Source organism: Nocardia goodfellowii (genome assembly GCF_017875645.1).
Taxonomy (GTDB): Bacteria; Actinomycetota; Actinomycetes; order Mycobacteriales; family Mycobacteriaceae; genus Nocardia; species Nocardia goodfellowii.
Genome location: NZ_JAGGMR010000001.1, coordinates 3,374,539 through 3,389,597, shown reverse-complemented (window position 1 = coordinate 3,389,597; position 15,059 = coordinate 3,374,539). Strand labels below are relative to the sequence as shown.

The 15,059-nt window shown below is 63.6% G+C and carries 13 protein-coding genes and 1 pseudogene; 7 read left to right on the top strand and 7 right to left on the bottom strand.

All coding sequences use genetic code 11. From position 1 onward, the window contains the following. Positions 1 to 7: 7 nt before the first annotated feature. On the bottom strand, positions 8 to 3,601 hold the full coding sequence (locus tag BJ987_RS15385; RefSeq protein ID WP_209889975.1) for an AAA family ATPase: 3,594 nt from the start codon (positions 3,599 to 3,601) through the stop codon (positions 8 to 10). A gap of 338 nt (positions 3,602 to 3,939) precedes the next feature. Between BJ987_RS15385 and BJ987_RS15380 the strand changes: the two genes are divergently transcribed. From BJ987_RS15380 to BJ987_RS15370, 3 genes are all read left to right on the top strand, one after another. Next, positions 3,940 to 4,752, top strand: a complete 813-nt coding sequence (locus BJ987_RS15380) for a hypothetical protein (RefSeq protein ID WP_209889973.1) — start codon at positions 3,940 to 3,942, stop codon at positions 4,750 to 4,752. 140 nt (positions 4,753 to 4,892) lie between these two features. Next, positions 4,893 to 5,084, top strand: a complete 192-nt coding sequence (locus tag BJ987_RS38225; protein WP_209889970.1) for a transposase — start codon at positions 4,893 to 4,895, stop codon at positions 5,082 to 5,084. After that, positions 5,050 to 5,346 carry a hypothetical protein gene (locus BJ987_RS15370; RefSeq protein WP_209889967.1) on the top strand — a complete coding sequence of 99 codons (297 nt, stop codon included), beginning with the start codon at positions 5,050 to 5,052 and terminating at the stop codon, positions 5,344 to 5,346. The genes BJ987_RS38225 and BJ987_RS15370 overlap by 35 nt, the downstream gene beginning before the upstream one ends. Before the next feature lie 341 nt (positions 5,347 to 5,687). On the opposite strand, the gene BJ987_RS15365 is transcribed toward BJ987_RS15370, so the two are convergent. The 3 genes from BJ987_RS15365 to BJ987_RS15355 all read right to left on the bottom strand — a co-directional run bounded on the left by BJ987_RS15365 (position 5,688) and on the right by BJ987_RS15355 (position 7,778). After that, entirely contained in the window at positions 5,688 to 6,641 is a 954-nt protein-coding gene (locus tag BJ987_RS15365; protein WP_209889965.1) for an HNH endonuclease, read from the bottom strand. A 271-nt stretch (positions 6,642 to 6,912) separates the two neighbouring features. Beyond that, positions 6,913 to 7,182, bottom strand: a complete 270-nt coding sequence (locus tag BJ987_RS15360) for a hypothetical protein (RefSeq protein WP_209889962.1) — start codon at positions 7,180 to 7,182, stop codon at positions 6,913 to 6,915. 263 nt (positions 7,183 to 7,445) lie between these two features. Then, positions 7,446 to 7,778, bottom strand: a complete 333-nt coding sequence (locus BJ987_RS15355; RefSeq protein WP_209889958.1) for a hypothetical protein — start codon at positions 7,776 to 7,778, stop codon at positions 7,446 to 7,448. Positions 7,779 to 8,095: 317 nt separating this feature from the next. On the opposite strand from BJ987_RS15355, the gene BJ987_RS15350 reads away from it, so the two are divergent. Beyond that, positions 8,096 to 8,476, top strand: a complete 381-nt coding sequence (locus BJ987_RS15350) for a DUF732 domain-containing protein (RefSeq protein ID WP_209889955.1) — start codon at positions 8,096 to 8,098, stop codon at positions 8,474 to 8,476. A gap of 771 nt (positions 8,477 to 9,247) precedes the next feature. Beyond that, positions 9,248 to 10,355, top strand: a pseudogene (locus tag BJ987_RS15345) (IS3 family transposase). A gap of 692 nt (positions 10,356 to 11,047) precedes the next feature. Here the strand turns inward: BJ987_RS15345 and BJ987_RS15340 are convergent. After that, the gene (locus tag BJ987_RS15340) at positions 11,048 to 11,554 is read right to left on the bottom strand and encodes a DUF6301 family protein (RefSeq protein WP_245367038.1); all 507 of its coding nucleotides are present in this window, start codon (positions 11,552 to 11,554) and stop codon (positions 11,048 to 11,050) included. 61 nt (positions 11,555 to 11,615) lie between these two features. After that, positions 11,616 to 12,092 carry a DUF6301 family protein gene (locus BJ987_RS15335; RefSeq protein WP_209889949.1) on the bottom strand — a complete coding sequence of 159 codons (477 nt, stop codon included), beginning with the start codon at positions 12,090 to 12,092 and terminating at the stop codon, positions 11,616 to 11,618. Between the two features lie 253 nt (positions 12,093 to 12,345). On the opposite strand from BJ987_RS15335, the gene BJ987_RS15330 reads away from it, so the two are divergent. Further along, entirely contained in the window at positions 12,346 to 12,900 is a 555-nt protein-coding gene (locus BJ987_RS15330; protein WP_209889946.1) for a hypothetical protein, read from the top strand. Positions 12,901 to 13,069: 169 nt separating this feature from the next. Here BJ987_RS15330 and BJ987_RS15325 read toward each other — a convergent pair whose 3' ends face one another. Beyond that, positions 13,070 to 13,669 carry a VOC family protein gene (locus BJ987_RS15325; protein ID WP_209889943.1) on the bottom strand — a complete coding sequence of 200 codons (600 nt, stop codon included), beginning with the start codon at positions 13,667 to 13,669 and terminating at the stop codon, positions 13,070 to 13,072. A gap of 287 nt (positions 13,670 to 13,956) precedes the next feature. On the opposite strand from BJ987_RS15325, the gene BJ987_RS15320 reads away from it, so the two are divergent. Further along, positions 13,957 to 14,535 (top strand): dihydrofolate reductase family protein, encoded by a 579-nt coding sequence (locus tag BJ987_RS15320; protein ID WP_307869618.1) that lies wholly within the window; start codon positions 13,957 to 13,959, stop codon positions 14,533 to 14,535. Positions 14,536 to 15,059 lie beyond the last annotated feature (524 nt).

The following is a 15,059-nucleotide window of genomic DNA, read 5'->3' as shown; positions in this document are numbered from 1 at the left end:
CGCGATCCTACTGGTGGCAGGGTGGCCGGTAGGCGGTTCCGGGCAGATATCGGTTCCATTCTTCTCGGGTGAGCTGTGCGGCTGGGAATCGGCACAGGTCCTCGGCGACGGCGTCGGCGTCGGCGTCGGCGAGCCAGACCTGCAGGACCTCGGCATCTCCGGCGGCGGTGAGGTGATGGCCGCGGGGGCCGTAGACGATGTCGTTGACGCTGTCCCCGTGGGCCGACAACGCTGAGATGGACTTGGGGGCTGCGGGGTTGGTGATGTCCCAGACCCAGATCTGGCCGTCGGCGGTTCCGGCGGCGAGGCGGGCGCTGTCGGGGTCGGTGGCCAAGGCTTGGATCTGGCCGGTGGGCCCGTCCAGGCTGACGAGGTCGTGGATGCCGGTGTCGTCGACACGGTAGAGCTGTACCGCTCCGACTTCGTTGCCGGCCGCGAGCAGGTCGTTACCGGCGAACCGGACGGCTGCGGTGTTTGCGCCGAATCCGGGATGAGTCGCGAGATGCTCGGGATCGTGGGGTCGGTCGGCGATCTTCCACAGCTGGATGCCGCCCGCGGTTCCGGCGACCAGGTATCTGCCGTCGGCGCTGACGGAGAGAAGCTGGATGAGGTTGCCGGCCTGGAAGGTCTTCACGACAGCGGGTTTCGCGGGGTTGCTGCGGTCGATGACCGAGATCTGCTTGGACTCACCGGTGCTGCCGACGAACAGGTACCGGCTGTCGGGGGTGAAGACCATCGCGGCGGGCCCAGTCGAGGTGACCGCGGGCAGAACGGTCGGCGGGAGAGAGGCGGCCGGTTCGCTGATGTCCCAGAGGTAGACCGAGCCTGATGTGGTTCCCGCCGCGGCGAGTCGGCCGTCGGGTGAGATGGTGGAGGCGCCGGAGGGCCTGTCGGATCCGTCGAAGGTCAGTGCAGCGCCGCGTTCGGTGATCAGGCCCTCGGCGGTGACGTTGTATTGGCGCAGCCCGGCCGGATCGCCGGGGTCGCCGAGCAGGCCCGCGACCACGATTGTGCCGTCACTGTTGCCGGTGAGAGTACGGATCCGCGCTCCGGGCGAGGCCGAGACCGGTCCGGGCAGCGGCCAGGTGCGGATGAAGCCGTCCTGGGCTGCCGAGACGAGGTCGGTGCCCCGGAACTGGAGCGAGGTGACGATCGCGCGGCCGGGCAGCACGTGCACGGCCGGGCGGTCCCCGGGGGTGCTGGTGTCGAAGATGCGGATGGTGTTGTCGCCGCTGCCCGCGGCCAGGGTGGTTCCGCCGGGGCCGAAGGCGACGGCGTTGACCAAGGACTCGAACCCGCTCGCGCGCTGCGTGATGACCGGGCGCGCTGGTTCGCTCACATCAGCGATGAGCGCCTCGTTGCCGTAGGTGCCGACGGCGAGTTTCGTCGAGGACGGGTCGAAGGCAAGGTCGAGAGCCTTGGAGGAGTTCAGCGGCACCTGAGACAACGGTGTGGCGCGGTTCGAGCGCCGGTCCCAGAGTTCGACGGTGTTGTCGGCGCCCGAGGTGGCCAGCAGTGCACCGTCGGTGCTGTAGGCCACGGTGATGGCGACTTGCTTTTCGGCAGGCGCGAGCGTCGCGGCGATCGTGGCGGTCTTCCCGTCCGGGGTGACGGCCCAGCGGAAGGTGCCGGCCGCGGCGGCGGCGGCGGCCAGTTCGGTGCCCTCGGGAGACCAGGCCAGGTTCTCGACCTTCTTGCCCTCGACCCCGGGCAGGACGAGCGACTGCCGAGGGTCGGAGGGGTTGGAGACATCCCATACCTGGGCGCCGTTGCGGCCGCCGACGGCGAGCTCGCGTGTGCCCGGCCGGAACGCCACGGTGTAGAGATTGCCTGCGGGTACCGGGAAGTCCGCGATGGGAGGATGCCCCGGTGTGTCGGCGCGGAACAGGCGTACGTGCCCGTCGCTGTTGCACACCGCCAGCAGGGCGCCGTCATCGCTGAGCGCGGTCGATATCGGCCCGCCGATCGTGGGGCTGCGCCGGGGAACCGGGACGGCGGTCGAATCCAGCAGCGCCGATCGCGATTCCCGGGTCGCGGCGACGCGGTAACCGGCCAGCGCGATCGCCTGTGCCAGCGCCGTATCCCGGTCGTTCTGCAGCTCCCATTGCAATGCCGCCTGCCGCGACAGGCCCTCGTCGCGCGCGTCGGTGGCTTCGATGGCTTTGATGTAGGCCACCGCCGCCGCCACCAAGGCCACCACCAGCAGGAAGATCAGCGCGGACACGCGAATCTTGCGCCTGCGGGTCTTCTTGGTGAAGTGGTGTCTACTTGCCGCCAGGTACTGCCGTTCGGTGCTGCCGATTTCGACGGACGGTCTAGCAGCCCGCCACGCCTCGTTCTCCTCGGTTCGTCCGCGGCTGAGCAGGTACGAGTCACCGCGGTCGTGGGTATTCCAGTTGTCGGCCTCCTCCCGCAGTCGGTGGGCACGCCGCAGCGACTCGCGATCGACGTCGATCCATCCCCGCAGCAGCGGCCACGCTCGCAGCAGTGCCTCGTGGCTGATCTGGTATCCGGAGCTGTCCGCGGTCAGGAGCCTCGCGTCGAGGTAGCGTTCCACGACGACTTCGACGTCGTTGTCATCGATGTCGTCCCACTTCAGCTTCTCCGTCTGGATCCGATCGCGGGTCTGCGAGTCGGGGGTGACCACCACCGCGCACAGCATGATCCTGTGCGCGGCCAGCTGCTGGCTCGCGGTGAGGTCCTGGTAGATCGCGTCGGCTTCATGGGCGATCGCCCCTTGGATTCGACCGGTCGACAGGTAATCTTCGACGGTGAGCGCGCGGGAGCCGTTGCGGCGCTCCATCGCCTCCCAGGTCTGCCGCAGGGCGAGGGCCAACTGAGGCAGCGCGCCCTGCTCGGATTTTTCCGCGTCGGCATCGAGCTGGTCGAGCAGGGTCTCGACCAGGGCGTCTTCGATCCCGATACCGGGCGTGTGCTCGAGAGGGCCGCGGATCGCCTCGTTCAGCTCTGGCCGGGTCATGGGGGCGACGTGGATCTGCCGGCTGCGTTCCCCGCCGGGGAACAGCGGGTCGGCTATGGCGTTTCCCAGGTAGGCGGCGGGAAGCCCGATCACCGCAACCCGGTCGCCACCACGGAGCCACTTCGACAGTGCGCGCAGGAAGTCCTCGCGCCGCTGCCTTCCCTCCTCGTCCTGGTCGCCGCGCTGCTGAGTCCAGAGCTCCTCGCACTGGTCGATGATCAGTAGCTGCTCGCCCTCAGGAGCGGACTCGAGGTCGCGGATCGCCGTTTCGAGTCGCACCAGCGGCTGGTTCTCCGGAGTGATCAGCGACGCGTGTGGGCGCTTGACGTGTAGTCCCGCCCGCAGCAGCGACGACTTCCCCGCTCCGGACACGCCGAACACGATCACCACACGGGTGGCGAAGCCGGTGCCAGCGAACTCCTTGTCGACTGCGTTAGAGAGTTTGTCGAGAAGTTCGCGCCGACCGCAGAAGGTCTCGGCCTGATCCTCTTTGAACGGCACCATTCCCGGAAACGGCGGAGCGGGGAAGGGCACGGTGTCGCGAACCCTTTCCAGCGCCTCTCTCCACCAGCGAAGCTGCTCCTCGTCGCTCACGCCGAGAGCGATCAGCAGCAAACGCATCTCGTCGAACTGATGAGGCAGGAACTTCCCCGAGAACCAGCCAGGAATCGTGCCTTCGGGAAGACCGGCTTTTGCGGCGGCCGTTCGATTCGTTAGCGAAGCCCTCGTTTTGAGAGCTTTCAATTCGTCAGCAAACTCTTTGCGTGACTTGAAGTTACGGGGATCGGTGCGACGATCTGGCGTAGACACCGGGGCATCCTCACACGCGCTTCACCCCGGCGTGCTGTCTATGGGGATAACCAGCGATTGGGCTTGGTTGGATCCGTTGGCGTGTCGCCGCTGACCTGGTGAAAGTGGTGGAGTCCGCAGCAATCACCACTTCGACAGGAAAGTCCGAAATGAACCGAGCAGACCGGCTCCGCCACCGGTGGATCCGTCGAATCGTCCATGTACTGACCGCGGTCATCGCGGCCGTCGCCGTCGTCGGGGTCTCGGCGCCGGCCGCGCACGCCGACGTGCAGTACCCCGTGGCCTGGACCAAGATCGGAATTCACCCCCGTACGGCCCCCTCTATGGAGGCCTCCCACGCCGGACCGGCCCTCAACGACGGCACCATGGTGACCTTCGTGTGCGAGCAGCAGGGCCAAGCCGTCTTCAACGGCGACAAGCACATCGACGTCTGGGCCAAGATCAGCACCGGCGGCTGGCTGCCCACCGCCTTCATCAACACCAAGGTCGACGGCTGGACCCCCGGCGTCCCGAGGTGCGGCACCTCCAACCCGGCGCCCGCGCCCCAGAACAAGCCACAGATGGCAACCTGCGGCACCAGTGACTACATCAAGGACATCCAGACCGTCGACATGGCCGGTTCGGACTTCCAGATCGTCGTCACCCCGAAGCAGGCCGCGTTCGACAAGCGGGACAACCGCGACGTGGTGGTGGAAATGTGGCACAGGGTCCAGTCTTGCGTGCCCGGCCTGTACGGCGCGCTCGCCGACAGCATCTGGCAGCAGCTCGAATGCCACCAGATGCACAGCAACAATGGCGGCGGTTCCACCTGGGAGCTGGAGTCGTACCGGACGCCGCTGGCCTTCCCCAACTCCGCGACTTACGCCGCCACGCACTGCCTCAACCGGTTGTGGCCCAACGGTCCTGAGAACGGGGAGCCGGGTACCGACTCCGTCGCCCGGGCACCCCTGAACGTCGCCTGACATCTGCACCTACTCGAAGGAGCCTCCGCCGAATCCCTTGATTCGGCGGAGGCTCCTTCCCGTACAGCTCGCACTTGACGCAAAGACCGAGGCCAAGCGGCGGCTGACCGAGACCGAGGCCCGCATGACCGGGGTGCTCGATGAACTCCGGCCCACCGATCTGGTCACCTCGATCGTCGGGCTATCCGCGGTCGGAGCCGGCTGCGATCCTGGCCGAAACCGGCGACTCCGCTAGGTTTCCCACCGCCCGAGCGGTAGTCAAACACGCAGGCCTAGCGCCCCGTGAGAAGAAATCCGGTGCTTTCACCGGCCGCGCCCGCCTCACCGGTTAAAGGCCGCCCCGGACTGCGGTTGGCGGCCTGGCGCGGAGTCTGGGGCACCCAACGCGCCAACCCCGTTTATGCCGCCCGCTACCGGCATCTGACCACCCGAGAAACCAACCCGCTCACACCTACCGAAGCTCAAGCCGTGATCGCCGCGGCGATCCTGCGTCAACTCCACGCCGTGGTCACCACCCGACAGCCCTGGAACCCGCACATCGCCACCCACGGCACCACCACAACAGGCTCCGCCATGATCTCGACCGCCGCCTGACCAAGCGGCTCATCGAGCGGTCGGTCGGGGCGAGCCCCACGCGGCATCGAGACACACGCTGATCTCGCCTGTCATCCTGGGCAGAGCCCGACCTGTCGTCACACAACCCGATTACACGCTGCCGGGAACGACAAACCACGGGGCACCGACCGAACCGCTTGACACAAAACGTCTTACGCTGATGCCAGTGCGTTGCTACGACTACACCCGGCCGGATTCAGCTCGATACTGGGCCGGATCGGTCCAGGTGTGGGCGATGCCGCAGCCCCCCGCCAGTCCTCGCCCCCGGGCGCGGCGATCGGCATATGGACAAGGGCTGGCTGAGATTGCCTGAACACACCTCAGTTCGGTACCACTCGCCAGCGCTTCGGCTTCGTCCACGTTGCTTTGCAGAAGCCCTCGACGCACTTGCCATCCTCCGGATCTTCGATGACCCGGAACATCCAGGGACCCTCGAATTCGTAGCCATCCTTCACCGCGCGACCGATTGTCAGCTTCAGGTCGAAGATCAGCTCTTGGAGTTTGCACGGTCCAGTCCCGACACCGCCGCGCCATTCCGGCCATTCCAAGTCGGGTCGATAGCCGTGTTCAGTGGTCATTCCGTCTTCTTCGAAGACGACCTGGATACCGTGGGGCGGTCGAACGTGGCCGGACCTGACGATGAATGTCATTCGCCGGGCAGTGTATTCGTTGACCTCGTCAGCGGGATCGAATCCAAGTTCCCACCAGGCGTTTTCAGCAGGAATGCCGGTACCGTCGAGCGCGACTTCGAACATGTGCTCAAGGTCGAGGTGGAGCATCTCAAAACCCTGCGGGACATCGTAGCTCTCTTCGACGCCGCTGCGACTGACAGTGAACTCCTTCTTGACTGGGTACGCAATCAGGACAACATCGCCCTCGGCAGTCTGGGAAGTCGCGGCTCGACGACCAGTTCGAGAAGGTTGGACGCGACTGCTGTCCGCAGCACGCTCTCCGAACTTGGCGTGGGCCCATCGCTCATGCTCGGCCTTCAGCGCTCGGAGGCAATCGACCGTATATGTGTTGGTCTGGTCGTCCACTTGCTTGTGGTGCACCTTGCACAAGAGGATGAGGTTGTCGTACCTGTCCAGGTCCGCGCTGGCGAGTAGCCCTGCCCTCGGTCCGCCGCTCGACCGGGCAACGATATGCGCCTCGTCCCCGACGACAGACTCCCGGTCACCGTGGCTCCCGTCCAGGATCAGGGTTGCCTTGCAGATCGCGCATGAATTGTGGGCACGAGCCCAAAGGATCTTCCGATCTCGATCTTCGATCGTCACATTCGAAGTGTCGCAAAAGATTCAGGTACGTCGTTGAGCCTTGACCAAGCTCGGAACAGCGAGCTGGGAAGGGACATCGTCAACTCGGTGCGGGCTCAGGCGCGCACTGCCGGCGGCGGGGAGCCGCTCGGCCCCGTTGATCTTCCGTGTGCTCACGCAGACGAGTTCTAGGCGCGCGGGTCGCGGCATTACCGGACGATGCCCGGCAGGCGATTGGCCTGCCGGGCAACTGGTCGACCCATCGTCAACCGCTACAGGTGATCCCGAAGCACTAGCGGGTCTGAGGCTCCGGGCCTCCGTACACGAAATTGTGCGAAGCCCGGGCGGACGTGACTGGGCTCGCGGTGTACTGCACCACGGGAGTACCCGAGTCGTCCACAGCTGTGATGATCTCGGGGACAGCGGCTCCGCCGGTGACTACGAGCGTGGGCACTCCCTCCACGTATCGCAGACTCAGCGTTGCCGCGTCATCGGGCCTGATCAGGGTTGCCGGGATCTCGCCCAGGTCCGCGACTTCGGGTGTAGCTTGCTCATCCGACATGGTGTTGCCTCCTCCTGCTCTGCCCGGCGCGTTGCCAGTTCGCGCCCTGTGCGGCGTGCACAACCAGCGCCAATAGCTCAATGTCCGGCGTCCAGTGCCATTAGCGGGGGGATACCGTGCGCGATACAGCGCGCTGTCTGCTGTCGGCGGTAGATGGGACAGGAACACATCCAATTCATGCCACGACAAGCGTTCGGTACCGATATCGGCCAAACGGAAACCGCGGTACAGCAATTCGGCCTCGATAGGCCCCGCGTACTCGGCTAAGAGTCGGCGGAGCCGTCCGATTCCCCCACAGTCGCCGTTGAAGCCTCAGCCCATTGGTTGGACAGGTGGGCAATCTGATCGCCTGCCATCCGCCGAATCTCGTCCTCTGCTTCGGGGCATTCGATGATCAGCAGGCGCCGAGTCATCCGAATCTCATCGACCTTGTCAGCAATAGCCGACTCGATGTAGTCGCTACCGTCGCCGGACAGGTGCTGAAGTTTCGGGACAGAGTAGACCTTGCCGCCATCGCGGCAGCGGAACGCGAACCGATTCGGACGCTTCGAGCCTTCCGATTTCGGGACAATTAGATAGACATGACCGAACCTCATTCGAAGATAGATGACCCGAACCGCTGGAGCCCACCCGGCAGGGAGCTAGGTCCCGCCGTTGTCCAAAGAAATTTGGATTCGAAAACTGTCTCGAACGTTGTTGGCATTAGTGTTCTCCTTAATGTCGATTCGGGTGTCGGCGCTAGCAATTAGCGACCAGTTCGGGGTCACGCAGAGCAGCCAGCAACGCTTGAAACTCGTCCCTGGTCCCGGTGAACAACTTCGGTGGCTGCGATCCCTCCCTCCGGCACCTGCGCCGGAGGATTTGACCCCTGGGATCTACCGATGCCAGCGAATACGGTGCTAGGCTCGGGTGCGTGAGTAAACGGAAATGGGCAGGGTTTACAGCAGCCATCTTCGCGTTCGGCGTGAGTGTCGGGTTCTCGGTGGGGCTGCTGTATCAACAGCATCATTTAACGTTGTTAACGAGCGAAGAGAAGGAATTTTTGTTCGCGCTCGATAGCACCAGCGATAATCTGGCGCGTTTGACGTGGAGGGATCGCGGTAACACAATAGAGCTGGGAAAGAGGACTGCTGAGGAATTCCGGAAACAGAAGCAGGAGACATCAACGAATAGCACCGAGATCAATGGTCGCATTGTCGCGAGGGGTGTAGCGTTTCATTACAATTTGACCGATGATGATGCGTTAAGTTTCGTGTTTGCAGCGGTTAATTCGTTCGCGCCCGAACTGCTGTAAGCAGAATGCCCCCAATCCCTCTTTTGTGGTTTGGGGGCCGGTCAGGTAATCCACTGCCGGGTACGAACATTGCCGGTATCAGCTACCGGTCTTCTTGCCGTCATCGAGGTATTCGCGGACGTGGAAAACGTCCGTACCGTCGACGTACTCATCGCCGACCCAGAAAAGATGATCTCACGGCGAACTGCTCGTAGCGTCCGAAATCGTAAGCGGCAGAAACAGACTGGACAGAAGTGCCGCGCGCCACGCGGCATGAGCGCGTGTGGGGACCTGTGTCGCCCAACGGTCCGGCTCGACTGTGGTCCTGCCTCCCCCAACGCACGCCCCGCGCGGTCTCGACTCCATCCCCGTGGCCGGGACCCGCTGGCTGCCAGCCGATACGATCTACCGACTGGCGGGTCAACTCGTCGCTCATCTGGGCGAAATCGACGCCAGTAGCCGCCTGATCGGCCGCCGCGAAGGACCGGGTCCTGGCCGTCGGGGTGACAGGTGTCTCTGCCTCCTTGGGTTCTGCAGGAGCGGGTTCGATATCGATTGTCGTAGCTTCAGTTTCGGGCGTGGGGTCGGACATGTCTGACTCCTTACGGGTCTGATCCGGCAAGCTGTCGGACCTACACGAATTCTCCCATTACAAAGCCGAGCTCGCGGATGGGTTACCTTCCCCACCGCAGCCGCTCGGCGGCCAAGGGGGGTTGACCTGACCCCATGATTTTGGTCCGACGTGTATGAGAGCCTTGCGGCCCACGAAGTGGGCAGGAAGGCTCGAAGACCATGGCGACACGCAAGAGGCACACCCCGGAGCAGGTCGTGCGCAAACTGAGCGAGGCCGATCGGCTGCTGGGTGAGGGCAAGGACATCGCCGAGGTGTGCCGAACCCTGCAGATCACCGAAGCGACCTTCTACCGCTGGCGCAACCAGTTCGGCGGATTGAAGGCCGACGACGCCAAACGGCTCAAGGACCTCGAACGCGAAAACTCCACCCTGAAAAGGCTTCTCGCCGATGCCGAGCTGGAGAAAGCGGCGTTGAAGGAGATCGCCAAGGGAAACTTCTAGACCCGGAACGCCGGCGGGCGGCCGTGGCGCACCTCATGCGCGTGCTCGAATGCAGCGAACGGTTCGCCTGCCGGGTCACCGGGCAACACCGAAGTACCCAACGCCACCCACTGACCGACCGGACCACAACCGATCCTGATGCAGCGCTGCGTGATTGGTTACGCGACTGGGCCAAAGCCCATCCCCGGCAGGGTTTCCGCCGCGCCTATCACGACGCTCGCGGGAAGGCTGGATGGTCAACCACAAGAAAGTCCAACGCCTCTGACGCGACGAGGGACTTCGAGTGCCGCAGCGGCGCCGACGAAAACGCTTGGGAACCACCACCGCGACACCGGAAGCAAACGCACCGAATCGGGTGTGGGCGGTCGATTTCCAGTTCGACGCCACCAACGACGGCCGCCCGGTCAAGATCGTCTCGATCGTCGACGAACACACCCGCGAATGCCTCGGCGGCCTGGTCGAGCGCTCAATCACCGCCGATCGGCTCATCGACGAACTCGACCGCCTCGCTCTCGACCGCGGCTATCCCGCTGCGCTGCGCTGCGACAACGGACCCGAACTCGCCTGCCAGGCCATGACCGACTGGGCGGGCGAACGAGTCGGTCTGGCGTTCATCCCACCAGGCCAGCCCTGGCGCAACGGCTACATCGAATCCTTCAACGGCCGCCTGCGCGACGAATGCCTCAACATCAACAGCTTCTGGTCCCTGACCCAGGCCAGAGTCGTGATCAGCGACTGGAAGGACGAATACAACCACCACCGAAGACATTCCGCACTGGGCTACAACACCCCAGCCGGATACGCTGCAACCTGCATCCACCGATAACCGGCTCTCACACCCGGTGGACCGAAGCACGGGGTCCCGTCAGGGTCACGATTGAACCGAGCCAGGGGGGTAAGCATCGGCATCTGAACGGACTTGACACCGTTGCACGCCAGACCCAGCCGGATGAACTCAATTCGGCACTACCGTGCGTTCGCCGGCGCGCGCCCCGCGCGGCAAAGTAGTGCGTTCACATCTGTGGGACCGCCGGGCGAGCAGGATGAGCGGTCCTCGCCGACTGTCAGACAGTTGCCCGGTTTGCCGGATATCCTCGCCGAGAGTTCCTGTCCCAGTGTGAATTCAGTCCGAGAAGTCGAACATGGCATGGACATGGCAGTACGAGTCGGCCGATGGCAAGCCGGTGCCTGGGCCCAACGCGGAGTTCCCTACTCAAGAGGAGGCGGAGGCCTGGCTCGGTACGTTTGGGCAGGATCGGTTGACCGACGGGGCAAGCACAGCGGTTCTCCTCGATGACGGCACTGTGGTCTACAAAATGAGCTTGGAATCTTGATCGGAGTTCAAGCCATCTCCCGGTAGGGAGAGTAACGCGCACGATCATCGGCAGATGCGGATGTCCTGAGCACAGCGGCTCTGGCTCGTCGGCCACCCACCCCCGTGACCGCTTAGCCTCAGCGCTCAGCGTCGCATCATCGCGCGTCGCGTCGCGGTCGGCAGTGCTACGTCGATGGGGATCATTATTCGAATCTCTGACTCCTGGCGAGAAAATCCTGAAATCTGGGATTCACAATCACCAAATGCATTGCACCGCTCGCGCTCAGCAGGCCGAACGTAACGGCCGGCTGACGCCACACCATTTCATAGCCTGTTTCAGGACCGCAGCATGCCGCTCCTTCCAGGACCGAAGTGATCCTCTCCGACAGATCGGCGAACTGCCGCGCCCGAACCGAACTCATACGCCGATCAGGCTCGGCCACATAATCAGTGACCTTGATCGAAATCGTGACGATATCCTCGTTCGCCGCACCTATCGAACGAAGGAACCGCCTGCTGAACCGCACCTCCGCCTCTGGGCGATTCACCTGCAAGGATGTTCCGAGGCTGGCACCCAGCGGCGGAAAGTAGTCCAGCACACTCCATCCGGCCAACTCCGCGTACCGGTGGACATCGGTCTTCACCCATCCCCAGTCGAAATCAGTAGCAGTACGACAGATCTCGGAGACACCATCCAAGTCTGCTTGCATCACAAGGTTCACTTTCAATCGAGCGGTTCCCGGATTCAGTCCGGGGTGACAGCACATGCACTCACAACACTCTGGAATCCACCGAGTGCCGATATTTCGGATTGACGATCTCGAGCCGGATACGCAGTGGTTCCACACGCAGCCCGATCGCAGCCGCCGGCACCATCCAGACCAAGCCCTCGTTGATCCCGAACGCTCCTGCCGCCGCAGCGCCTAGTTGCTCGGTGATCCGATCAAACAGATCTGCCCACACCCTGGCCATCGCCGGGTAATCGGCAATTGATGTGTCGGCAACGAATATCGATACGAAGGCGAGATCACCAAGCCCTTTTTGTGCTGATCCGTCCGTCCTGTAGCCGACCTGCGCAATGGGCTCATTGACCTGCAAGTCGGTTTCGAATGAATCGCCGTACCGCCCCTTCACCCGGGTCCACCCCATAGTGCGACCGAACCGGCCCAGATCCGCGACCGACCACGTCCAATCGAAATCCGCAGCACAGCGGGCAGTTTGGACTGCACCCTGCGTATCCACTTGCATCCTTGCAGCGTACTTCCCCCAGCTCGGCGGTCCCCGATTGGTGAATACGCATGACGAGGCGCCCCCATCGCAGCACTGTAACCAGCTCGTACGGTGCGATCTCGGCCCTATCGCGCGTTGCTATCGCTGAGATAACCTCTGCCCGTTGATCTTCTGCACACCCGCGCTGGCAGGTGCGGACCGCACCGGTAGCGACGTGAGCGGGCGTCTATTCGACAACTGCTAGCACCTGATTGCTGCATATGCTCGCAGGATGTCCGGGATCGCTACCGCCCAAGTCGTTCATGGTCTTTCCGCGCTGTCCGAAGAAGACATCCTCTTCGGACAGTGCTGGCCGTCGATCGCGCGAGTCGTCCTAGCTCACGGTTTCTCATGGACGGCGTTGGCCGATCTGGTGGCAATGGATGGTGGTGACGACAGCGCCCTCGACACCAAGCTCACAGAACTCCACAACCAGATCGACCGCTACCTCGAGAAGTCACCGCGCCTTGACCCTTGGGACGTCGTCGCCGGCATCTATGGCCGCGCCTGGCGGATGAAGTTGATCGATCCGATCTCCGCGATGTGGCGCATGGATAATCTTTGGTGGCAGATCCGCGACCTGGACTACGACAACCGTGACGGTCTGCGCATCATCTGGGCAGGAATGGGAGTCAAAGAGCAAGACATCGTGGACCTGCCACGGCAAGCGGTCGAGAGCCTCGGGACCGATGTGCTCACCAAGGCAGACTTGCTGCTACCCCCAGACGCAGTGGACCGCCAGCTTTGCAAAACTATCCGAGATGCCTTGGAAGCCAACGGATACTGACCGGCCCACAGGTGCTCGGCCGACGCCAGAACTCCTCGGCCCCGTCAATCTTCCGAGGCCCGTACTAGCCCGGTGCAGACCGCGCTGGTCGCGGCAATACCGCATACTCTGAGCCGCAGTAGCTTGGGTCGACGGGCCCCGCAGTGTGGCCTCGTCGCTCAGCGCGCTGTCAGTGGCGTAAATACCGATGCCCGGTGTCGAGATGAACCGCACGCATCGACTCACCAGCTACCTCGATCGCGACTGTCCACGCAGCGTCGCCATCGAGCGGGTCTCCGGGTAGCGGTGGGGTGAAGTCCGCGTCTTTCAGTCGCAGTCCGAGCTGTCGTCGGTAGAAGCGTTCGGCCGCGGCGGGGTCGCGGGATTCGTGGACGACCTGGCTGGGAGTCCGCGGTCCCAGGGGGTGAGACCATCCGGTGAATGTCTGCGGTTGCCACAGCGACACGACCGCGCCGAAAGGGTCGACGATGGTAGCGAGGGTTCCTTGATCCGCAATGGGTGTCGGAGCAAGCAGGCTGCTCGCTCCGTGGCTGGTGGCCAGGTGATGAACGGCTGCCGCGTCTTCGACACCGAGGTAGTAACTGATGTGCGGTGGTGTCCCGCGCGGATAGAGCGGGCTGCCGAGATTGCTTACCCCGGCGACCCAGTGGCGGTCGGCTCGCGCCTTGATCGCACCCCGCCAGTCGTTCGGATCTACTCGGCATTCCCAACCGAACTCGTCGGCGAAAACCCGGGCGGCCACATCAACATCCACCGACTTGCAGTCCATCCAACAGAACTCCCCATGCGGCCGTGACGTCGTCATCAGTGGTGTCGTGCTCGGACTGTTCATCTGATCATGGTCCCGGACTGTATGCATCCCCGTCACTCACTTGATCCGGCTTCATACCGGAAAAGTCGATGCGATGCGATCACTATCCGGCCGGTGCGCAACCACGAGGACAAACGCTTCCCCGCATCCGACAACCCCGCGTCGGAATCTGTCACGGGACCACTTTCCACCGACGCGATGACTTTTCCAGGGCAGGCACGTCTGTATTGAGGAAGGGAGACATCGTGCGAAAAGTGATCGTGCAACAGTTCGTGTCGTTGGATGGCGTTGTCCAGGGGCCGGGATCGGCGGATGAAGACCGCGAACACGGTTTCGCGGGTGGCGGCTGGACCGCCCGGCATGCGGGTGACCTGCTCAGCGACACATTCCTCGCATGGACGGCCGACGACGATGCGTTGTTGCTGGGGCGAAAGACCTACGACATCTTCTACGCATACTGGCCCACAACCGGAGACCATCCGATAAATAAGCGCCTGGAGGCGATGGACAAATACGTCACTTCACGCAGCCCCAGGTCCCCTGAGTGGGTGAACACCACCGTGCTCGACGGCGATGTGGCCGGCGCCGTCGAAGCGCTCAAAGAGGGAACGGGGGGACCGATCTGGGTGTCCGGCTCTGGCAACCTGACTCACACTCTCATGCGGCACGGCCTGGTCGACGAGTATCGGCTGCTCATCTTCCCGGTGGTCGTCGGATCCGGCAAGCGTCTCTTCGTGGACGGCGCGATTCCTACCGACTTCGATCTAACTTCGTCACGCACGGTCGGCAACGTCATCATCGCCACCTACCAACGCTGCGACTGATTCCGCCGGTCCAACGTTCCAGTTGCGAGTGCGGCAATATCGAGCGTGCGCGTGGCCTAGCGGACCGCATGCCTCAGGATCACAATTGCACGATCCCGCTGGTCACGCAGATCTGCGTAGCCCACAACTTGCTCCAGCTCGGCATCCCAGCAGGGTAGGTTGCCTGATACTGGCCGGTGCGGGCAGCCTCGGCCGCTGCCGAGATACGCACCAACAACTCGGATTCCGCAGGCGAGGCGGAGGCTTCGGCGCGCATAGCTCCCCTGAAATCGATAACTGCAACCCGCCGGCCCCGCCAGTCGCGGTCGGCTCGCGAACCAGCGCGTCGAAATGTCAGGTGCGACAATATTGGCGCGCCCTTCAAGTCGCCACCCATTTATCCAGCACCTGTCCACCCTCGACTCCGCCGAAACCGCGTTCTTGGTCAACAGCGCCGGCGCCGCGACGCTAGTCCGACCTTTCGTAACTACGAACAAGAGCACAGATACCGAGGCGCGACTCGAGTCCTCATGCCCCTGAGGCCA

Bases quoted from the DNA above. Each gene is read 5' to 3' on its own strand.
- BJ987_RS15355 (WP_209889958.1), bottom strand. From the start codon at position 7,778: ATGAGGTTCGGTCATGTCTATCTAATTGTCCCGAAATCGGAAGGCTCG.
- BJ987_RS15385 (WP_209889975.1), bottom strand. From the start codon at position 3,601: ATGCGTTTGCTGCTGATCGCTCTCGGCGTGAGCGACGAGGAGCAGCTT.
- BJ987_RS15340 (WP_245367038.1), bottom strand. From the start codon at position 11,554: ATGCAAGCAGACTTGGATGGTGTCTCCGAGATCTGTCGTACTGCTACT.
- BJ987_RS15335 (WP_209889949.1), bottom strand. From the start codon at position 12,092: ATGCAAGTGGATACGCAGGGTGCAGTCCAAACTGCCCGCTGTGCTGCG.
- BJ987_RS38225 (WP_209889970.1), top strand. From the start codon at position 4,893: ATGAACTCCGGCCCACCGATCTGGTCACCTCGATCGTCGGGCTATCCG.
- BJ987_RS15380 (WP_209889973.1), top strand. From the start codon at position 3,940: ATGAACCGAGCAGACCGGCTCCGCCACCGGTGGATCCGTCGAATCGTC.
- BJ987_RS15330 (WP_209889946.1), top strand. From the start codon at position 12,346: ATGTCCGGGATCGCTACCGCCCAAGTCGTTCATGGTCTTTCCGCGCTG.
- BJ987_RS15360 (WP_209889962.1), bottom strand. From the start codon at position 7,182: ATGTCGGATGAGCAAGCTACACCCGAAGTCGCGGACCTGGGCGAGATC.
- BJ987_RS15325 (WP_209889943.1), bottom strand. From the start codon at position 13,669: ATGGACTGCAAGTCGGTGGATGTTGATGTGGCCGCCCGGGTTTTCGCC.